Origin of the sequence: Acidiphilium sp. PM (genome assembly GCF_000219295.1) — a bacterium.
GTDB classification, from domain to species: domain Bacteria; phylum Pseudomonadota; class Alphaproteobacteria; order Acetobacterales; family Acetobacteraceae; genus Acidiphilium; species Acidiphilium multivorum.
The window spans coordinates 1-828 of sequence record NZ_AFPR01000373.1 but is presented as its reverse complement, the minus strand read 5'-3'; the positions used below and the strand labels follow the sequence as shown (position 1 = coordinate 828).

The window sequence follows — 828 nt, the reverse complement described above, 5'->3', positions numbered from 1 at the left end:
CCACCGCCCACGCCGCGCCGTTCGAGGGGCTGTGGAGCCTCGGTCCGGTGCCGCCGGATGCCGCCGCCTGGCGCCCGCCCGATGCCGCGAAAAGGACATCCCCATGACCCGCGCCCCGCTCTCGCTGTTCGGCCTGCATGGCAGCCGACCGCTCGCCGAACAGGTCGCCGCCCGGCTGGAAATCGCCCTCGCCGCGCACGAGGAGCGCGACTTCGAGGATGGCGAGCACAAGGCCCGCCCGTTGCAGGACGTGCGCGGCCACGACGCCTTCGTGCTGCACACCCTGCACGGCGGCGAGGGCGATTCGGCGAATGACCGGCTCTGCCGCCTGCTGTTCTTCTGCGGCGCGCTGCGCGATGCCGGCGCCGCGCGGGTCACCGCGGTGGCGCCCTATCTCTGCTACGCGCGGAAGGACCGGCGGACCAAGACCAACGATCCCGTCACCACCCGCTACGTCGCCGCGATGTTCGAGGCGGTCGGCATCGGCCAGGTGATCACGCTGGAGGTGCACAACCTCGCCGCGTTCGAGAACGCCTTCCGCTGCCCGAGCCTGCACGTCCCCGCCGCGCCGCTGTTCGCCGCGCATTTCGCGCCCCTGCTGCGCCGGGTTCCGGCGGTGGTGGTGTCGCCGGATACCGGCGGCGCCAAGCGCGCCGAACAGGTCCGCGAGGCGCTGGAATCCCTGCGCGGCGCGCCGGTGGGCGCCGCCTTCATGGAAAAGCACCGCTCCGGCGGGGTGGTGACCGGCACGCTCTTCGCCGGCGACGTGCGCGGCCGCGTGGCCATCATCGTCGACGACCTGATCAGCACCGGCGGCACGCTGCTGCG

The 828-nt window shown here is 73.4% G+C and carries 1 protein-coding gene; it reads left to right on the top strand.

Annotated features, from left to right (window positions below):
- Positions 1-103: 103 nt before the first annotated feature.
- Positions 104-828 (top strand): ribose-phosphate pyrophosphokinase (locus APM_RS12840; RefSeq protein WP_039888612.1); only part of this gene is annotated, 725 nt, incomplete at its 3' end.